The 20,217-nt window shown below is 72.5% G+C and carries 3 protein-coding genes and 2 pseudogenes; all 5 read left to right on the top strand.

Annotated features, from left to right (window positions below):
• Nucleotides 1–6: 6 nt before the first annotated feature.
• The 5 genes and pseudogenes from Pflav_RS26925 to Pflav_RS46290 all read left to right on the top strand — a co-directional run bounded on the left by Pflav_RS26925 (nucleotide 7) and on the right by Pflav_RS46290 (nucleotide 20,187).
• Nucleotides 7–4,422, top strand: coding sequence for a type I polyketide synthase (locus Pflav_RS26925; RefSeq protein WP_173039190.1), 4,416 nt, complete (start codon nucleotides 7–9; stop codon nucleotides 4,420–4,422).
• Complete coding sequence (locus Pflav_RS44140) at nucleotides 4,419–7,817, top strand: type I polyketide synthase (RefSeq protein ID WP_232071962.1); 3,399 nt, start codon at nucleotides 4,419–4,421, stop codon at nucleotides 7,815–7,817. The genes Pflav_RS26925 and Pflav_RS44140 overlap by 4 nt, the downstream gene beginning before the upstream one ends.
• Nucleotides 7,727–9,847, top strand: a pseudogene (locus Pflav_RS49360) (SDR family NAD(P)-dependent oxidoreductase); the annotation flags it as partial. The gene Pflav_RS44140 and the pseudogene Pflav_RS49360, both read left to right, overlap by 91 nt.
• Before the next feature lie 69 nt (nucleotides 9,848–9,916).
• Nucleotides 9,917–11,188, top strand: a pseudogene (locus tag Pflav_RS49355) (type I polyketide synthase); the annotation flags it as partial.
• An 11-nt stretch (nucleotides 11,189–11,199) separates the two neighbouring features.
• Complete coding sequence (locus Pflav_RS46290) at nucleotides 11,200–20,187, top strand: type I polyketide synthase (RefSeq protein ID WP_332107885.1); 8,988 nt, start codon at nucleotides 11,200–11,202, stop codon at nucleotides 20,185–20,187.
• Nucleotides 20,188–20,217: the final 30 nt, after the last annotated feature.

Below are 20,217 nucleotides of genomic sequence, written 5' to 3'. Positions count from 1 at the left end.
TTGAGCATGAATACCTCCAGCGAGAAGGTTGTCGAGGCGCTGCGGGCGGCCGTGAAGGAGAGCGAGCGGCTCCGCAGGCAAAACCGGCAGCTCGTGGCGGCCGCCACCGAGCCGATCGCGATCGTCGGCATGGCCTGCCGCTTCCCCGGCGAGGTCTACTCTCCAGAGGACCTGTGGGAGCTCGTGGCGAGCGGCCGCGACGCGATGTCCGGGTTCCCGACCGACCGGGGCTGGGACGTCGACGTGCTCAGCACGGGCGAGGTCGACGAGCGCGGCATGGCCGTGAGCCAGCAGGGCGGCTTCCTCAGCTGCGTCGCCGACTTCGACCCGGGCTTCTTCGGCATTTCGCCGCGAGAAGCGCTCACGATGGACCCGCAGCAGCGGCTGCTGCTGGAGACCGCGTGGGAGGCCTTGGAGCGGGCGGGGATCGACCCGACCGGGCTGCGCGGTAGCCGCACCGGCGTCTACGTCGGCACCAACGGTCAGGACTACGCGTACCTGATGATGCGCTCGCTCGACGATGCCACTGGCGACGTCGGTACCGGGATCGCGGCGAGCGCCACATCTGGGCGGCTGTCGTACACGCTCGGGCTGGAAGGGCCGGCGCTCACCGTCGACACCGCATGCTCCTCGTCACTCGTCGCGATGCACCTGGCCGTACACGCGTTGCGTACCGGCGAGTGCACGCTGGCGCTGGCCGGCGGCGTGAACATCATGGCGACGCCTGGGCCGCTGCTGGAATTCAGCCGGCAGGGCGGGCTGGCGCGGGACGGCCGCTGTAAGGCGTTCGCCGACGCGGCAGACGGTACCGGGTGGTCCGAGGGCGTCGGCCTGCTGCTCCTCGAACGGCTCTCCGACGCGCAGCGCAACGGGCACGAGGTGCTCGCCGTCGTGCGCGGCTCGGCGGTCAACCAGGACGGCGCTTCCAACGGCTTCACCGCACCGAACGGCCGCGCGCAGCAGCGGGTCATCCGCGACGCTCTGGCCTCCGCCGGCCTCGCACCGTCCGACGTGGATGTTGTCGAGGCACACGGTACGGGTACGCCGCTCGGCGACCCGATCGAAGCGCGCAGCATCCTCGCGACGTACGGGCGGGACCGGGAGCGGCCGCTGCTGCTCGGCTCGATCAAGTCGAACATCGGCCACACCCAGGCCGCGGCCGGCGTGGCCGGGGTCATCAAGATGGTGCAGGCGCTGCGACACGGCCTGGTGCCGAAGACGCTGCACGTCGACGCACCCTCGTCACACGTGGACTGGTCAGCCGGGTCCGTCTCGCTGCTGACCGCCGAGTCAGCCTGGCCGGACGTGGACCGGCCGTGGCGGGCGGGCGTCTCGTCGTTCGGCGTGAGCGGCACCAACGCGCACGTCATCGTCGAGCGGGCACCGGCAGCCGACGAGAAGCCACCGCCGACCGCGACAGGCGTGCTGCCCTTCCTGCTCTCCGGTCGGACCGCCGACGCGCTGCGGGACCAGGCAGCCGCGCTGTTGGCCCAGCTGGACCGAAAGCCGGAGGCGGCCGGGTCGGACCTGGCGCTCTCGCTGGCGACCACCCGCGCGCGCCTCACCCACCGGCTCGCGGTCGTCGCGCCGGACCGGAGTGCGCTGCGGGACGCCCTCAGTGCCTGGGTCGCCAGCGCTACCGGGCCGGGGGTCGTGACCGGTACCGCGCCGGGGCGCACGAAGCTCGGCGTGCTCTTCGCCGGCCAAGGCTCGCAGCGGCTGGGCATGGGCCGCGAGCTCTACGACAGGTTCCCGGCGTTCGCCGCCGCACTCGACGAGGCGCTGTCCCACCTGGACCCAGAGGTCCGCACGGTGATGTGGGGCGACGACGCGGACCTGCTGGCCCGTACCGGGTACGCACAGCCGGCCCTCTTCGCCGTCGAGGTAGCCCTGTTCCGGCTGGCGGAGTCGTTCGGCGTACGCCCGGATGTCGTGGGTGGACACTCCATCGGCGAGATCGCGGCGGCCCACGTGGCCGGCGTGCTGTCGCTCGCCGACGCCGGCGTACTCGTATCGGCACGCGCGGCGCTGATGCAGGCGCTCCCAACGGGCGGCGCGATGGTCGCAGTCCGCGCGTCCGAGGCCGAGGTGGCGCCGCTGCTCGGCGACGGCGTCTCGATAGCCGCCGTCAACGGGCCGTCCGCCGTCGTCATCGCCGGTGACGAGGAGGCCGTGGCGGCGGTCGCGGCCCGCTTCGCGAAGACCACGCGGCTGCGGGTGTCGCACGCGTTCCACTCCCCGCTGATGGACCCGATGCTGGACGCGTTCCGGATGGCCATCCGCGGCCTCAGCTTCGCCTCGCCGGAGATCCCGGTTGTCGCGGCCGGCGACGTGACCGACCCTGAGTACTGGGTCAGGCACGTGCGCGACACGGTCAGGTTCGCCGACGGGGTACGGACCATGGCCGCCGAGGGCGTCGGCGCTCTGCTCGAGCTTGGGCCGGACGGCGTGCTGACCGCACTGGCACAGGAGTGCCTCGCCGAGGTGGAGCGCCCGATCGCCGCCGTGCCCATGCTGCGCAAGGACCGTGGCGAGGAGGTGGCCGCGGTCGCCGCGCTCGCCGGGCTCTTCGTCACGGGCGCCACAGTGGACCTCGCGCCGCTCTTCGCCGGTACCGGGGCGCGCCGGGTGGACCTGCCCACGTACGCCTTCCAGCACGAGCGCTTCTGGCCAGCGGTGTCCGTGCGCGCGGGCGACGCCACCGGGCTGGGCCTGTCGGCGGCCGAGCACCCGATGCTAGGCGCCGCGATGACGGTCGCCGGCTCCGGCGAGCTGGTGATGACCGGCCTGCTCTCGCTCGCCACCCACCCGTGGCTGGCCGACCACGTCGTACACGGCACCGTCATCGTGCCCGGCGCCGGCGTGCTCGAACTCGCGATGCGCGCTGCGGACCAGGCCGGCTGCGACCGGGTTGACGAGCTGACGCAGGCGATGCCGCTGGCGCTCGACGAGCGGAGTGCGGTAGCGGTACAGGTGTGGGTCGGCGCGCCTGACGACACCGGCCGCCGCCCGGTCGGCGTCTTCTCCCGCCCGGCGGACGGTCCGGACGAGGCGTGGACGCAGCACGCGTACGGCTTTGTCGCCACCGGTGCGGTCCGGATATCCACCATGGACACCTCGGTGTGGCCGCCGGCCGGCACCGAGCCGGTCGACCTCGACGGGTTCTACGAGCGGTTCGCCGAGAGCGGGCTCGTGTACGGCCCGTCGTTCCGGTGTGTCCGTGCGGCGTGGCGGCGAGACGGCGAGGTCTTCGCCGAGGTGGCTCTCCCCGACGACGTGCGGGACGCCACCGCGTTCGGCGTCCACCCTGGACTGCTCGACTCCGCCCTCCACACCGGGATGCACCTCGACGCGGACGCCGCGCACGAGGGCCGGCTCCCGTTCGCGTGGAGCGGCGTATCGCTACACGCCTCGGGCGCCACCGCGCTGCGCGTACGGCTCGCCCGGGTCAGCGGCGACACCGTGTCGGTGACCGCCGTCGACGTCGAGGGAGCGCCGGTCATCGCGGTCGAGGCACTGGCGCTCCGCCCGGCCACCGCGGGACCTGTCGCGAACGGGCGGGAGGGCGACTCGCTCCTGGCACTCGACTGGGTCACCGAGCCGGTCGAGGGCTCCGCCGAGGGTGCCCACTGGGCGGCGGTGGCCAGCGCGCCGATCCCGTACCTCGCGGCGGTCAGCGCGCACACCGTATCGACGCTGGCCGACCTGGCGGAGGCGCCTGACCTGGCCGTGCTCCCGGTGAGCGGGAGCGAGGTGACCGGCCCGGAGGTGGTCCACGAGGCCGTCGCGTCCGTGCTCGCCACCGTGCAGGAGTGGCTCGCGGAGGAACGGTTCGCCGAGTCGTGCCTGGTGCTCGTGACCCGCGGCGCCGTGCCTGTAGACGGCGAGCCGGTGCGCGACCTGGCCGCAGGGGCGGTGTGGGGTCTCGTGCGGTCGGCGCAGAGCGAGAATCCCGGCCGTTTCTTCCTCGTGGACCTGGACGACGCCGACCCGTCGCCGGCCGTACTCGACGAGCTCGCCCTGCTTGCCGCGGCGGGTGAGACACAGGCGGTGGTCCGGGGCGGCGTTGCCCGCGTCGGCCGGCTCGCCCGCCTGTCGTCCGGGCACAGCCTTGTTCCGCCGGTCGGCGTCCCGTGGCGGCTGGACAGCACCCGCAAGGGCAGCCTGGACGGGCTGGCACTCACCCCGTGCCCGGAGGCGTCCCGCCCGTTGGCCGGGCGGCAGGTGCGCGTGCGCATCGGTGCGGCCGGGGTCAATTTCCGTGATGTGTTGAATGCGTTGGGGATGTACCCGGGTGAGGCGGGTTTGTTTGGTTCTGAGGCTGCTGGTGTGGTGGCTGAGGTGGGTCCGGAGGTGTCTGGGCTGCGGCCGGGTGACCGGGTGATGGGCATGTTGTTCGGGGGTTCGGTCCGCTTGGCGTGACCGACGAACAGCTGCTGACGAAGACACCCGACGGCTGGACGGACGAGACCGCCGCCTCCGTGCCGCTGGTCTTCCTGACCGCCTACTTCGCACTGAACGACCTCGCCGGCTTGCGTCCAGGCGAGAAGGTCCTCGTCCACGCCGGCGCGGGCGGCGTTGGGATGGCGGCGATCCAGGTCGCCCAGCACCTTGGCGCCGAGGTCTTCGCGACCGCGAGTGAGGGCAAGTGGGGCGTGCTTCGCTCGCTCGGCCTTGACGATGCGCACATCGCCTCGTCGCGCACGCTCGACTTTGCGTCCCGGTTCCCCACAGTGGACGTCGTCCTCAACGCCCTCGCCGGCGAGTTCGTGGACGCGTCGATGGGGCTGCTCGGCGACGGCGGGCGGTTTCTGGAGATGGGCAAGACCGACATCCGCGACCCCGCCAGCCTCCCCGGAATCGCTTATCACGCCTTCGATCTGGGTTGGGTGGACCCCGAGCGCATCCAGTCGATGCTCGTCGATCTCGTCGGGCTCTTCGGCCGGGACGTGTTGCGGCCGCTGCCGATCGCGAGCTGGGACGTGCGGCGGGCCCGCGAGGCGTTCCGCTTCATGAGCCTCGCCAAGCACGTCGGCAAGATCGTGCTCACCATGCCGCGGGTCATGGACGCCAACGGCACGGTGCTCATCACCGGCGGCACCGGCGGGCTCGGCGCGGAGCTGGCCCGCCATGTCGTGCGACAGGGCTCGCGCCACCTCGTGCTCGCCTCTCGGCGCGGCATCGAGGCGCCCGGCGCCGCCGCGCTCCGCGAGGAGCTTGCCGGCCTCGGCGCCGACGTGACCGTGGCCGCCTGCGACGTCTCCGACCGGGACAGCCTCGCCGCCGTACTAGCGGCGGTGCCGGCCGCGCACTCGCTCACCGCGGTCGTACACACCGCCGGCGTCCTCGACGACGGTGTGGTCGGCGCGCTTACGCCCGAGCGGCTCGCCGCCGTGCTCAAGCCCAAAGTGGACGCTGCCTGGCACCTGCACGAGCTGACCCGCGACCTGGACCTCGCCGGCTTCCTGCTCTACTCCTCGGTCTCCGGTGTCATGGGCAGCCCCGGCCAGGCGAACTACGCCGCCGGCAACGCGTTCCTCGACGCGCTCGCCTCCCACCGCCGAGGCCAGGGCCTGCCAGCGCACTCGCTCGCCTGGAGCGCGTGGGCCCAGGACACCGGCATGACCAGCAGCCTCACCGAGGCGGACATGGAGCGGATGGCCCGCTCCGGCATGCCGCCGCTGACCGTGCCGCAGGGCCTCGCGCTCTTCGACGCCGCGACCGGCGTGGACGAGGCGGTAGTCGTACCGGTCGGACTCCAGAGTGGACGGCCTGCGGCACCGGCCGGGATACCGCCGATCCTGCGCGGCCTGTTCCGCAGCGGGCGGCGGACCGCGGCGGGCGCGAGCCAGGCGGGCGCCGCGCTCGGCCGGCGGCTCGCGGAGATGAAGGAGACCGAGCGGGTACGGTTCGTCACCGACCTGGTCCGCGACGAGGCGGCCACGGTGCTCGGCCACGCGTCCGCCGACGGCATCGAGGCGGAGCGGGAGTTCCGGCAGCTCGGCGTCGACTCGCTCACCGCCGTCGAACTGCGCAACCGGCTCGCCGCCGCCACCGGCCTGCGGCTCAGCGCGACGCTCGTATTCGACTACCCGACGCCGGCGCTGCTCGCCGTGCACCTGCTGGAACAGCTTGTCGGCGCCGGCGAGGTCGTGACCGTCGCGCCGGACGCGGCCGCGCTCACCGACGACCCGATCGTGGTTGTCGGCATGAGCTGCCGGTACCCCGGCGGCGTCCGCGGCCCGGACGACCTGTGGCAGTTGCTCCTCGCCGGTGGCGACGCCATCTCCGCGTTCCCGACCGACCGTGGCTGGGACCTCGGCATGCTCGCGGGCGGTGGCAAGGGCGCGGTACGCGAGGGCGGCTTCCTCTACGACGCCACCGACTTCGACCCCGGCTTCTTCGGCATCTCCCCACGCGAGGCGCTGGCCATGGACCCGCAGCAGCGGGTGCTGCTGGAGGCGGCGTGGGAGGCGATGGAACACGCCGGCGTCGACGCCACCCGCCTGCGCGGCAGCCGCACCGGCGTGTTCATCGGCGCCAGCGGGCAGGACTACTCGAACCTGATGCTCCAGTCAGCCGAGGACATGGAGGGGCACGCGAGCACCGGCCTCGCCGGCGCGGTCATCTCCGGCCGGGTCTCGTACACGTTTGGCTTCGAAGGGCCGGCCCTCACCGTCGACACCGCCTGCTCTTCGTCGCTCGTGGCCGTACACCTGGCCGCCCAGGCGCTGCGCGGCGGCGAGTGCACCATGGCGCTCGCGGGCGGCGTCACGGTCATGTCCACCTCGATGAACTTCGCCGGCTTCGGCCGCCAGGGTGGGCTGACGCCGACCGGGCGGTGCAAGGCGTTCAGCGACGACGCGGACGGCACCGGCTGGTCCGAGGGCGTCGGCGTGCTCGTACTGGAGCGGCGATCCGACGCGCTCCGGCAGGGCCACGAGATCCTGGCGGTGCTGCGCGGCTCGGCGGTCAACCAGGACGGTGCCTCCAACGGCCTCTCCGCACCGAACGGCCCGTCGCAGCAGCGGGTCATCCGGCAGGCGCTCGCGAACGCTGGCCTCACGCCGTCCGACGTGGACGCGGTCGAGGCGCATGGTACCGGCACCCCGCTGGGCGACCCGATCGAGGCGCAGGCACTGCTCGCCACATACGGACAAGAGCGGGAGGGGCCGCTGCTGCTCGGCTCGATCAAGTCGAACATCGGTCACACCCAGGCCGCCGCCGGTGTCGCCGGCATGATCAAGATGATCCTGGCGATGCGGTACGGCGTGCTGCCGCAGACCCTGCACGTCTCCGCGCCGTCGTCGCATGTGGACTGGAGCGCGGGATCGATCGCGTTGGCCGTGGCCGCGACCGAGTGGCCCGCGGTGGAGCGGCCCCGCCGGGCGGGCGTTTCGTCGTTTGGCCTCAGCGGCACGAACGCGCACGTGATCCTGGAGGCTGCCGCCCCGAACCCGGTCCCCGCTCCCCCGATCAGCCCGCAGTGGTCCCGTGGCCGGTGTCGGCCAAGTCGGATGCGGCCCTCGATGCCCAGATCGAGCGGCTCCGCGACATCGACCTGCCGCGCGCGGACGTGGGGTTGTCGCTGGCCGGCCGGGCGCTGTTCGAGCACCGGGCGGTGCTGCTCGCCACCAAGGACGGTGCGACCGAGGTGGCCCGCGGCGCCGCACGGCCCGGCCCGCTCGCGATGGTTTTCTCCGGTCAGGGTTCGCAGCGGCTGGGTATGGGCCGTGACCTGTACTCCCGTTTCCCGGTCTTCGCGTCGGCGTTGGACGAGGTGCTGGCGCGGCTGGTTCCGGGTGTGCGGGATGTGATGTGGGGTTCGGATCCGGACCTGCTGGAGCGGACCGGTTGGGCGCAGCCGGCTTTGTTCGCTGTCGAGGTGGCGCTGTTCCGGTTGGTGTCGTCGTTCGGTATGCGTCCGGACCATGTTGCGGGTCATTCGATCGGTGAGATCGCGGCGGCGCATGTGGCGGGTGTGCTGTCGCTGCCGGATGCTTGCCGTCTCGTCACCGCGCGGGCATCGTTGATGCAGGCGCTGCCGGCCGGCGGGGCGATGGTGGCACTGCGGGCCGCCGAGTCCGAGGTCCTGCCTCTGCTGACCGAGGGTGTGTCGATCGCGGCGGTCAACGGGCCGTCGAACGTCGTCATCGCCGGCGACGAAGAAGCCGTACTCGCGGTGGCGGCCCGCTTCGAGCGGTCGACCCGGTTGCGGGTGTCGCACGCGTTCCACTCGCCGCTGATTGAGCCGATGCTGGACGACTTCCGTGCGGTCGTCGCCTCGCTCTCGTTCGCGGAGCCGCAGATACCGCTGGTGGCGAGCGGGGACGTGACGGACCCTGAGTACTGGGTCAGGCACGTACGGGACACCGTCCGCTTCGCCGACGCGGTCGCGACCCTGGACGGGTCCACCTTCCTCGAAATCGGGCCGGACGGGTCGCTTTCCGCGCTGACCGGCGGGATCCCGGCCCTGCGCAAGGACAGGTCCGAGGAGGAGGCTTTCCTCACCGCGCTAGGCCGGCTCCACGTGTCGGGTGCCGCCGTCGACTGGGCGCGGGCGTTCGACGGCGCCGACGCGCGGCGGGTGGACCTGCCGACGTATGCCTTCCAGCACCAGCGCTTCTGGCCGGAAACGGCCGGCATGGCGTTCGTAGCGGGGGAGGACCCGGTCGACGCCGCGTTCTGGCTCGCCGTCGAGCGGGAGGACGTCCAGTCGCTGAGCGGCGCGCTAGGGCTCGACGGGGAGACGCTCGCGGCGCTCGTGCCCGCGCTATCCGCCTGGCGGGCCCGGCGCCGCGTCGAGTCCAGCGTGGACTCCCTGTGCTACCGCGAGTGGTGGAAGCCGCTCACCGGTCTCTCCGGCTCGACGCTGACCGGCAGTTGGCTCGTCGTCGCACCCGCAGGCGACCCGCGGGCCGAGGCGGTGGTCGCGGCGATCGGACCGAGCGCGGTCGTCGTCCCGGCGGGCAGCGAGCTGTCGAGTAGTGGGACCCGGTTCCAGGGCGTCGTCTCGCTGCTGGGGCTCACCGCCACGGCCGACCTGCTCCGTAGCCTCGACGCCGCTGGCATCGACGCTCCGGTGTGGACGGTGACGAGCGGCGCCGTATCCACCGGGCGGGGAGACGCACCGGGCGACCCGGCGCAGGCCGCGCTCTGGGGCCTCGGCCGCGTCGCCGCGCTGGAGCAACCGGCCCGCTGGGGCGGCCTCGTCGACCTGCCTGCGGAGCTCGACCAGCGGGCGGCACAGCGGTTCGCGGCGGTGCTCGCCGGTTCCGGCGAGGATCAGGTGGCGATCCGGGCCACTGGAGCGTTCGGCCGCCGGTACGTGCCCGCGCCACCGGCAGAGCGGGGCGACGGCTGGACGCCGACCGGGACGGTACTCATCACTGGCGGCACGGGTGCGCTCGGCGCGCACGTCGCCCGCGATCTGGCTGAGCGGGGCGCGGCCCGGCTCGTACTGCTGAGCCGGCGGGGCACGCAGGCCCCTGGCGTGGCCGCGCTCGTGGAGGAGTTGTCCGCGCTCGGCTCGGACGTGACGGTCGAGGCGTGTGACGCGGCCGACCGTGACGCCGTGGCCGCCGTACTGGCCGCGATCCCGGCTCACCAGCCGCTCAGCGCCGTGGTACACGCGGCCGGCGTACTCGACGACGGCATGCTGGACGGGCTGACCGCCGAGCGGTTCGCGGCCGTGTTCCGGTCCAAGGTGGACGCCGCGCTGGTCCTCGACGAGCTGACCCGCGACCTCGACCTGGCCGTCTTCGCACTCTTCTCCTCGACAGCGGGCGCCGTCGGCAACCCGGGCCAGGCAAACTACGCGGCCGCGAACGCCGCACTCGACGCGATCGCCCAGCGCCGTCGCGCCCTCGGCCTCGCGGCCACCTCCATCGCGTGGGGTGCCTGGGCCGGCGACGGCATGGCCGGCCAGGCCCATGTGGAGGACGCGCGGCGGCGCGGCGGCGGAGCCGCGCTCGACCCGGCGCTGGCCGTGTCCGCGCTGCGGCAGGTCGTCACCGACTCCGAGCCGACCGTCGTCATCGCGGACCTCCAGCAGCCGCAGATGCTCACCGCGCTGCTGAGCCTGCGCCCCAGCCCGCTGCTTTCCGACCTGCCGGCCGCCCGGCGCGCCATCGAGGCGGTCGAGGCTGCCCGGAGCGAGTCCGACACGGCCGCCTCCGAGCTGGTCCAGCAGCTGCGCGGGCTCGAGGCCGCCGAGCGGGTGGAAGCGTTGCTGGACCTCGTGCGCGGGTACGCCGCCGGTGTCCTCGGCCACGCAGGCAAGGAGGCGGTCAGCCCGGACAAGGCGTTCCGCGACCTCGGCATCGACTCGCTCACCGCGGTCGAGCTACGCAACCAGCTCACCGCCGTGACCGCGCTCGCGCTGCCCGCCGGGCTCGTCTTCGACTACCCGACCCCGCGCGCGCTCGCCGAATACCTGCTAGCCGCACTCCTCGGCGAGGGGCGGCTTGCCGAGCGCCCCGTCGCCGCCACGGTGCTTACCGACGAGCCGGTCGCCATCGTGGGCATGGCCTGCCGGTTCCCCGGCGGCATCGCCACACCCGAGGACCTTTGGCGGGTACTGGCCGAGGGACGCGACGTCATCGGCGACTTCCCGACCGACCGGGGCTGGGACCTCGGCGCGCTCGCCGGCGACGGCCCCGGCCACAGCGCCACCCAGCGCGGCGGCTTCCTCGACGGGGCGCCCGACTTCGACCCCGCATTCTTCGGCATCTCGCCGCGCGAGGCGCTGGCCATGGACCCGCAGCAGCGACTGCTGCTGGAGACGACCTGGGAGGCGTTCGAGAGCGCCTCGATCGACCCGGCCGCACTGCGCGGCAGCCAGACCGGCGTGTTCGTCGGCACCAACGGCCAGGACTATGCCCACCTGGTGCTGGCGTCCCATGAGGACACCGAGGGTCACGCTGGTACCGGGCTGGCGGCGAGCGTCATCTCCGGCCGGCTGTCGTACACGTTCGGCCTCGAAGGCCCGGCGGTCACAGTGGACACCGCCTGCTCCTCCTCCCTCGTCGCGCTGCACTGGGCCGCGCAGGCGCTGCGGGGCGGTGAGTGCTCTCTCGCCGTCGCCGGTGGCGCGACGGTCATGGCCACTCCGATGAGCTTCGCCGGCTTCACACGGCAGGGCGGGCTGGCACCGGACGGGCTCTGCAAGGCGTTCTCCGATGACGCGGACGGTACCGGCTGGTCCGAGGGCGTCGGCATGCTCGTGCTGGAGCGTCTGGCGGACGCCGAGCGCAACGGCCACCCGATCCTCGCGGTGGTACGGGGGAGCGCGGTCAACCAGGACGGCGCATCCAACGGCCTCACCGCCCGAACGGTCCGTCGCAGCAGCGCGTCATCCGCCAGGCCCTGGCGAGCGCCGGCCTGTCGCCCTCCGATGTGGACGCGGTGGACGCGCACGGTACGGGTACCACGCTCGGCGATCCCATCGAGGCCGAGGCGCTGCTCGCGGCGTACGGCGGGGAGCGGGCACACCCGCTGCTCGTCGGGTCGGTGAAGTCCAACCTCGGCCACACCCAGGCCGCAGCCGGTGTCGCGGGTGTCATCAAGATGGTGCAGGCGATGCGGTACGGCGTCCTCCCGCAGACCCTGCACGTCACCGCGCCCTCGTCCCATGTGGACTGGAGCACCGGCACCCTCGCGCTCGCGACGTCCCCGAGCGACTGGCCGGACCTGCCCCGGCCGCGGCGGGCGGGCGTGTCGTCGTTCGGGATCAGCGGTACCAACGCGCACGTGATTCTCGAGGCGCCGGCACCGCAGCCGCCCAACGCCTCTGTGGCGGAGCCGGCGCTGGTGCTGTGGCCCGTCTCGGCCCGGTCGGATGCGGCACTGGACGCCCAGGTGGCCCGCTTGCGGGACCTCGACCTTCCGCGCGCGGATGTGGCGGCATCGCTCGCCGGGCGGACGCTCTTCGAGCACCGGGCCGTACTCCTCGCCGCGTCGGGTGGCGTCACCGAGGTCGCACGAGGTGTCGCGGGTGAGCGTCCGCTCGCGATGCTCTTCTCCGGTCAGGGCTCGCAGCGGCTCGGCATGGGCCGTGGGCTGTACGACCGCTTCCCGGTGTTCGCGGACGCACTCGACGAGGTGCTCGCCCATCTGGATCCGGGCCTGCGCGACGCGATGTGGGGCTCGGACGCTGCCGTCCTCGACCGGACCGGGTCGGCGCAGCCGGCGCTCTTCGCGGTCGAGGTGGCCCTGTACCGCCTCGTGGCGTCCTTCGGCATACACCCCGACCACCTTGCGGGCCACTCGATCGGCGAGGTCGCGGCCGCCCATGTCGCGGGCGTGCTTTCGCTGGAGGACGCTTGCGGGCTGGTGTCCGCGCGGGCCTCGCTGATGCAGGCGCTGCCGGCCGGCGGGGCGATGGTGGCCCTGCGAGCGACCGAGGCTGACGTCCTGCCGCTGCTGACCGAAGGCGTTTCGATCGCCGCCGTCAACGGCCCCCAGGCGGTGGTGATAGCCGGCGACGAAGAAGCGGTGCTGGCGATCGCCGCCAGGTTCGAGAAGTCGACGCGGCTGCGGGTGTCGCACGCGTTCCACTCGCCGCTGATGGAGCCGATGCTGGCGCCGTTCCGCGCGGTGGCCGAAGGGCTGGCGTTCGCGGAGCCGCGCATCCCGCTGGTGGCGGGCGGAGACGTGACCGATCCTGAGTACTGGGTCAGGCACGTGCGCGACACCGTGCGCTTCGGTGACGCGGTGGCTTCCCTCGACGGGGCCACGTTCCTGGAGATCGGACCGGACGGGGTGCTGGCCGCGCTCGCCGGCGACGGGATCCCGAGCCTCCGCAAGGACCGGCCGGAGGAGGACGCGTTTCTCACCGCGCTGGGCCGGCTGCACGTCAACGGCGTTGCCGTGGACTGGGCGCCGGTCTTCGAGGGCACCGGCGCGCGGCGGGTGGCCTTGCCGACGTACCCGTTCCAGCGGCAGCGGTTCTGGCCGTCCGGCATGTCGCTCGCCGGTGACGCGTCCGGCTTTGGCCTGGCGCCGGCCGGGCACGCGCTGCTCGGTGCCGCCGTCGCCGTGGCCGGCTCGGACCAGGTCGTGCTTACCGGCCGGCTCTCGCTCGCGACCCACCCCTGGCTCTCCGGGCACCGTGGCAACGTCCTGCTGGAGCTTGCGATCCGGGCCGGTGACGAGGTCGGCTGCGACCGGGTCGAACGGCTGGTGGTAGACGAACCGCTCGTGCTGACCGAACGGGATGCGCTCGCCATCCAGGTGCGGATCGACCCGCCGGACGAGGCCGGACGCCGCGCGGTGGGCATCTTCTCCCGCTCGGCCGACGGGGTGGATCGGCCGTGGACTCGGCACGCGTCCGGCGAACTGTCCACAGGGGAGCGGGCACTCGACTTCGGCGCCGCACAGGGGGTGTACGCGGAAGTCTCCGCCGACGATGTGCGCGGCTTCGGCATCCACCCCGCCCTCCTCGACGCGGCCGTGGAGGCGTTTGACGGCGCCTTGGTCGCTGGCGAATGGCACGGCGCATCGCTGCACGCGGCCGAGGCGTCCTCGCTGCGCGTGCGGCTCTCGCCGGCCGGTACGGACGCGGTCTCGCTGGTGGCAGTGGACCCCGAGGGCGCGCCCGTGCTCTCGATCGAGTCGCTGGCGCTCCGCGCTCCCACGCTCGCGACCCGCACCGGCCGGGATCCGCTCTTCCAGCTGGAGTGGGTGCCGGCGCAACTCGAACCGGCGGACGAGGCGGACGTGACACTCGTTCCCGTCGATGGAGACGACGTACACGCGGTCACGGCGGCCGCGCTCCAGACACTCCAGGACGCGCTTGACGGGACGGCCCGGCTGGCGTTCGTGACGCGCGGTGCGGTCTCGGGCGACAGTTTGGCGGCTGCGGCGGTGTGGGGCCTTGTGCGTTCGGCGCAGGTCGAGCATCCGGGCCGTTTCCTGCTTGTCGATACGGACGGCGAGCCTGACCCGGCGAGCGTCGCGGCCCTCCTTATCGCGGGGGAAACTCAGGCTGTTGTCCGCGACGGTGAGGTCCTTGTCGGTCGGCTGGCTTTGCTGGACACCGAACCGAGCGCTCGTGGGTGGGACCCGGACCGTACGGTTCTGATCACCGGCGGCACGGGTGGCCTTGGTGCGGCTCTGGCTCGGCACCTGGTGTCGGTGCGGGGGATGCGGCGCCTGCTGCTGGTCAGCCGCCGTGGCCTGGACGCGCCCGGCGCGGCCGAGCTGCGTGACGAGTTGGCCGGGCTCGGTGCCGAGGTGATGGTCGCGGCGGCGGATGTGGCGGACCGGGACGCGTTGGCGGCGGTACTGGACGGCCACGATCTGACCGCGGTCGTGCATACGGCCGGCGTGCTCGATGACGGTGTGGTCGCCTCGCTTGACGCTGGTCGGCTGTCCACTGTGCTGCGTCCGAAGGCAGACGCGGCCTGGCTGCTGCACGAGCTGACCCGCAACTCAGAGCTGGCCGGATTCGTCCTATATGCCAGCGTCTCCGGCGTGATGGGCAGCCCTGGTCAGGCGAACTATGCGGCGGCGAACGCGTACCTGGACGCCCTAGCGACCCACAGGCGGGGGCTTGGGCTGCCGGCGGTGTCGATCGCGTGGGGTCCGTGGGCGCAGGACTCGGGCATGACCGCTGGGTTGAGCCGCGCTGACATCGAGCGGATGACCCGCTCCGGCATGCCCCCATTGACCACTGAAGAGGGTCTCGCGCTCTTCGACGCCGCCATCGGGGCGGACGCCGCGTCGGTGGTCGCCATCAGGCTGACCGGTGGGTCAGGACCAGCCCGAAGCGTCGAGCAGGTGCCGGCGCTCATGCGCGGGCTGGTACGTGCCGGGCGGCGGACCGCAGCCTCCGGTAGCGGCGGTGCCTTGGCGCAGAAGCTCACCGGGCTGAGCGAGGACGAACGGCACAAGCGGCTGACCGAGCTGGTGCGCGCGGAGGCCGCGACGGTGCTCGGGTTCGGTTCGGCGGACGGGGTGGCGGCGGATCGGGAGTTCCGGCAGCTGGGCTTCGACTCGCTGACCGCGGTCGAGCTGCGCAACCGGCTGAGCGCCGCCAGCGGCCTGACCCTGCCGGCGACGCTCACCTTCGACTACCCGACCCCGGTCGCCGTCGCGCGGCACCTCGCCGCCGAGCTGCTCGGCGGCACGGACCCGGAGGCCGAAGTCGCACCGATGGTGGTGACCGACGAGCCTGTCGCGATCGTCGGGATGGCCTGCCGTTTCCCCGGCGGTATCGCGACCCCGGAAGACCTGTGGCGGCTCCTCGCCGACGGCCGGGACGCGATCGGCACGTTCCCGACCGACCGTGGCTGGGATCTCGACGCGCTCGCAGGCGACGGCCCTGGGCGCAGTGCCACGCTCCAGGGCGGATTCCTGTACGACGCCGCCGACTTCGACCCGGCGTTCTTCGGCATCTCGCCTCGCGAGGCGGTCGCGATGGACCCGCAGCAGCGGCTGCTGCTGGAAACGTCGTGGGAGGCGATCGAGCGCACCGGCATCGACCCGCTCGCGCTGCGCGGCAGCCGCACCGGCGTCTTCGTCGGCACCAACGGGCAGGACTACGTCCACCTTGTGCTCGCGTCCAACGAGGACATGGAGGGGCACGCCGGTACCGGGCTGGCGGCCAGCGTCATCTCCGGACGGCTGTCGTACACCTTCGGGCTCGAAGGCCCCGCGATGACAGTCGACACCGCTTGCTCCTCTTCGCTCGTGGCTCTGCACCTCGCCGCTCAGGCGTTGCGCAGCGGCGAATGCTCGCTTGCCCTCGCCGGTGGCGCCACCGTGATGACGACGTCCGCGAGCTTCGCCGGCTTCACACGGCAGGGCGGGCTGGCGCCGGACGGGCGATGCAAGGCGTTCTCCGACGAGGCCGACGGCACCGCCTGGTCCGAGGGCGTGGGCATGCTCGTGCTGGAACGCCTCTCGGACGCGCAGCGCAACGGCCATCCGGTGCTCGCCGTGGTGCGCGGCTCCGCGATCAACCAGGACGGCGCTTCCAACGGCCTCACCGCGCCGAACGGGCCATCGCAGCAGCGAGTCATTCGCCAAGCCCTGGCCAGCGCCGGTCTGACATCCTCCGATGTAGACGCCGTCGACGCGCACGGTACCGGCACAACGCTTGGCGACCCGATCGAGGCGCAGGCGCTGCTGGCCACGTACGGGCGGGACCGCGAGACGCCGCTGCTGCTCGGCGCGGTGAAGTCGAACCTCGGCCACACCCAGGCCGCCGCTGGTGTGGCGGGCGTCATCAAGATGGTTCAGGCCATCCGCCACGGCGTAGTGCCGAAGACCTTGCACGTCGACTCGCCATCGTCCCATGTGGACTGGTCGACAGGTGCGGTCGAGCTGGTCACGGAGAGCACCGCGTGGCCAGAGGTGGCGCGGCCACGGAGGGCGGGCATCTCGTCGTTCGGCATCAGCGGCACCAACGCCCACGTCATCCTGGAGCAGGCACCGCTGCCCGATGTGATGTCGCCAGCACCCCAGCTGGCGGTCGTGCCGTGGCCGGTGTCCGCCAAGTCCGAGACTGCCCTGGACGCGCAGATAGAGCGGGTGCGCGGGCTCGACCTGCCACGCGCCGACGTCGGCCTGTCGCTGACGGCTCGCTCGGTGTTCGACCATCGCGCGGTCCTGCTGGCAACCCGGGACGGTGTCAGCGAGGTCGCGCGCGGCCAGGCCAAGCCCGGTCCGCTGGCCGTGCTCTTCTCCGGTCAGGGTTCGCAGCGTCTGGGTATGGGTCGTGACCTGTACGCCCGCTACCCGGTCTTCGCGGCGGGGCTGGATGAGGTGTTGGAGCATCTCGATCCCGGGTTGCGGGATGTGATGTGGGGTGAGGATGTCGAAGTCCTCAACCAGACGGGTTACGCGCAGCCTGCGTTGTTCGCGGTGGAGGTCGCCCTTTATCGTCTGGTCGAGTCGTTCGGCATCCGCCCCGACCATCTTGTCGGCCATTCCATCGGTGAGGTCACCGCCGCCCATATCGCCGGTGTTTTCGACCTGCCGGATGCGTGTCGGCTGGTCAGCGCGCGGGCCAGCCTGATGCAGCGGCTACCGGCTGGTGGGGCGATGGTCGCGGTCCAGGCCAGCGAGGACGACATCACGCCCTATCTGGTCGGACGGGTGTCGGTCGCTGCGGTGAACGGTCCTTCCGCCGTCGTCATCGCCGGGGATGTGGACGAGGTGGAGGCGGTGGCGGGGCGGTTTGAGCGGTCCACTCGGTTGCGGGTTTCGCATGCGTTCCATTCGCCGTTGATGGATCCGATGCTCGATGAGTTCCGGGCCGCCATCCAGGACGTCGCCTTCCGTCCGCCGCGGATTCCGGTCGTGACGGCTGGGGATGTGACCGATCCTGAGTACTGGGTCAGTCATGTGCGGGACACGGTGCGGTTCGCTGACGCGGTCGCTGCTCTCGACGGCGCCACGCTGTTGGAGATCGGGCCGGACGGGGTGTTGTCCGCGATGACCGGTACCGCGATTCCCATCCTGCGCAAGGACCGTGACGAGCAGATCGCGTTCCTGACCGCTTTGGCTCGGCTGTACACCGGCGGCACCGGCATCGACTGGCGACCGGTGTACAGCGCGGCACAGCATGTCGACCTACCCACGTATCCCTTCCAACACCAGCGCTACTGGCCGGCCGGCCTCGGCTTGGGGATCACCGACGCGTCCGGCCTCGGCCAGGCCTCGCTCGGCCATCCGCTGCTCGTCGCCGCTGTCGAGCTTGCCGGGGACGAGGACATCGTCTTCACCGGCCGGCTCTCGCTCGGCACCCACCCGTGGCTGGCCGACCACCGTCCCGGCGGCGTCGCGCTTGTTCCGTCTGCCGCGCTCGCCGAGATGGCGATCCGGGCCGGTGACGAGGTCGGCTGCGACCGGGTGGAGGACCTGACGCTTACCGAGCCGCTGGTGCTGGGCGAGCGGGAGGCGGTGACCGTACAGGTGCGGGTCGGTCCACCCGGCGACGACGGGCAGCGCGACCTGAGCATCCACTCACGCCCAGCCGACTCGCCGGACCGGGGGTGGACGAGCCACGCGTACGGCGTGCTGACAACAGCTGGGCGGGTGTCCACATTCGACGCCACCGCCTGGCCGCCCCTTGGGGCGGAGGCGCTCGACCTGGACGGCTTTTACGAGGGCGGCGAGCACGGCCCGGCGTTCCACGGATTGCGGGGTGCGTGGCGGGCCGGCGCTGAGCTGTTCGCCGAGATTGCCCTCCCGGACGAGGCGGGCGACCGGCGTGGCTTCGGCATCCACCCGGCGCTCCTCGACGCGGCGACGCACGCCATGACCGCCGACGGCCTGCTCCCGGCCGACTGGCGCGGCCTCACCCTGCACGCGTCCGAGGCGTCGACCCTGCGCGTACGGCTCGCGCCGGCAAGTGGGGGCGCCATGTCGCTGACTGCGGTCGACGCCGACGGCGTTCCGGTGCTCTCCGCGGAATCGCTAACGCTGCGGGCACCCGTCCTGCCGGAGCGCATCGAGCACCGCCCGCTCTTCAATGTGGAGTGGGTGCCGGCGCAGCTCGAACCGGCGGACCAGGTCGACGTGACCTTCGTACCGGTCGCTGGCGAAGACGTACACGCGGTTACGGCGGCCGCACTACAGGCACTCCAAGAGGCGCTGGCCGGGGCGTCCCGACTCGCCTTTGTCACCCAGGGCGCGGTCTCTGGCGACAATCTGGCGGCCGCGGCGGTGTGGGGCTTGGTGCGGTCCGCACAGGCCGAGCACCCGGGCCGTTTCCTGCTTGTCGACACGGATTCCGAACCAGACCCGGCGAGCGTCGCTGCCCTCATCGCGGCCGGCGAGACCCAGGTGGTCATCCGCGACGGCCAAACGCTTGTCGCCCGGCTCGCCCTGCTGGACATCGAACCGAGCGTTCACGAGTGGGACCCCGACCGCACGGTCCTCATCACGGGCGGCACCGGCGGCCTCGGTGCGGCCTTGGCCCGGCACCTGGTGACCGCGCGGGGGATGCGACGCCTCCTGCTGGTCAGCCGCCGGGGCCTGGATGCGCCCGGCGCGGCCGACCTGCGTGACGAGCTGGCTGCCCTCGGCGCGCACGTCGCGATCGAAGCCGCCGACGTCGCCGACCGGGACGCGCTCACCGCGGCCATCGCCGGTCATGACCTCACCGCGGTCGTGCATACGGCCGGTGTACTCGATGACGGTGTGGTCGCCTCGCTTGACGCCGGTCGGCTGTCTACTGTGCTGCGTCCGAAGGCGGATGCGGCGTGGCTGCTGCATGAGCTGACCCGTGACTCAGGGCTGGCTGGGTTCGTGCTCTACGCGAGCGTTTCCGGTGTGATGGGCAGTCCGGGTCAGGCGAACTATGCGGCGGCGAACGCGTACCTGGACGCCCTAGCGACCCACAGGCGGGGGCTTGGGTTGCCGGCGGTGTCGATCGCGTGGGGTCCGTGGGCGCAGGACTCGGGCATGACCGCTGGGTTGAGCCGCGCTGACATCGAGCGGATGACCCGCTCCGGCATGCCCCCATTGACCACTGAAGAGGGTCTCGCGCTCTTCGACGCCGCCATCGGGGCGGATGCCGCGTCGGTGGTCGCTATCAGGCTGACCGGTGGGTCAGGACCGGCCCAGAGCGTCGAGCAGGTACCGGCGCTTATGCGCGGGCTCGTGCGCACCGGGCGCCGGGCCGCCGCTTCCGGGGCCGGACGCGACGCACTTGCCCGACAATTGGCCGGTCTCGGCGAGGACGAGCGGCAGAAGGCGCTCACCGAGCTGGTCCGGATCGAAGTCGCTACCGTGCTCGGGTTCGGCTCGCCGGACGGGGTGGCGGCGGATCGGGAGTTCCGGCAGCTGGGCTTCGACTCGCTGACCGCGGTCGAGCTGCGCAACCGGCTGAGCGCCGCCAGCGGCCTGACCTTGCCGGCAACGCTCACCTTCGACTACCCGACCCCGGTCGCCGTCGCCAAGCACCTCGCCACTGAGATCGCCGGCGGGGACGCGCCAGCCGGCCCGTCGCTTCTCGCCGAGCTCGACCGCTTTGAGGCGGTAGCCGCGGCCAGCGAGGCCGACGACATCACGAGGGCCGGCGTGGCCGCCCGACTGCGACAGCTGCTGGCGCAATGGACCACGCCCACCGCCGAGGACACCGATGGCGGCGTGACGGAGCGAATCAACGCGGCGAGCACCGCCGAGGTCTTCGCCTTCATCGACAAAGAACTTGGCCGCTCGAAGGACCGCTGATCTGCGGTCGAGCCCTGGAGGAAGGTACAG

The organism is Phytohabitans flavus (assembly GCF_011764545.1).
Taxonomy (GTDB): domain Bacteria; phylum Actinomycetota; class Actinomycetes; order Mycobacteriales; family Micromonosporaceae; genus Phytohabitans; species Phytohabitans flavus.
The sequence above is the reverse complement of the archived record's forward strand: the minus strand, read 5'-3'. Positions and strand labels throughout refer to the sequence as shown.

What these genes read in the sequence shown, in the direction of transcription:
- Pflav_RS26925 (WP_173039190.1), top strand. Translation starts at nt 7, where the DNA reads ATGAATACCTCCAGCGAGAAGGTTGTCGAGGCGCTGCGGGCGGCCGTG.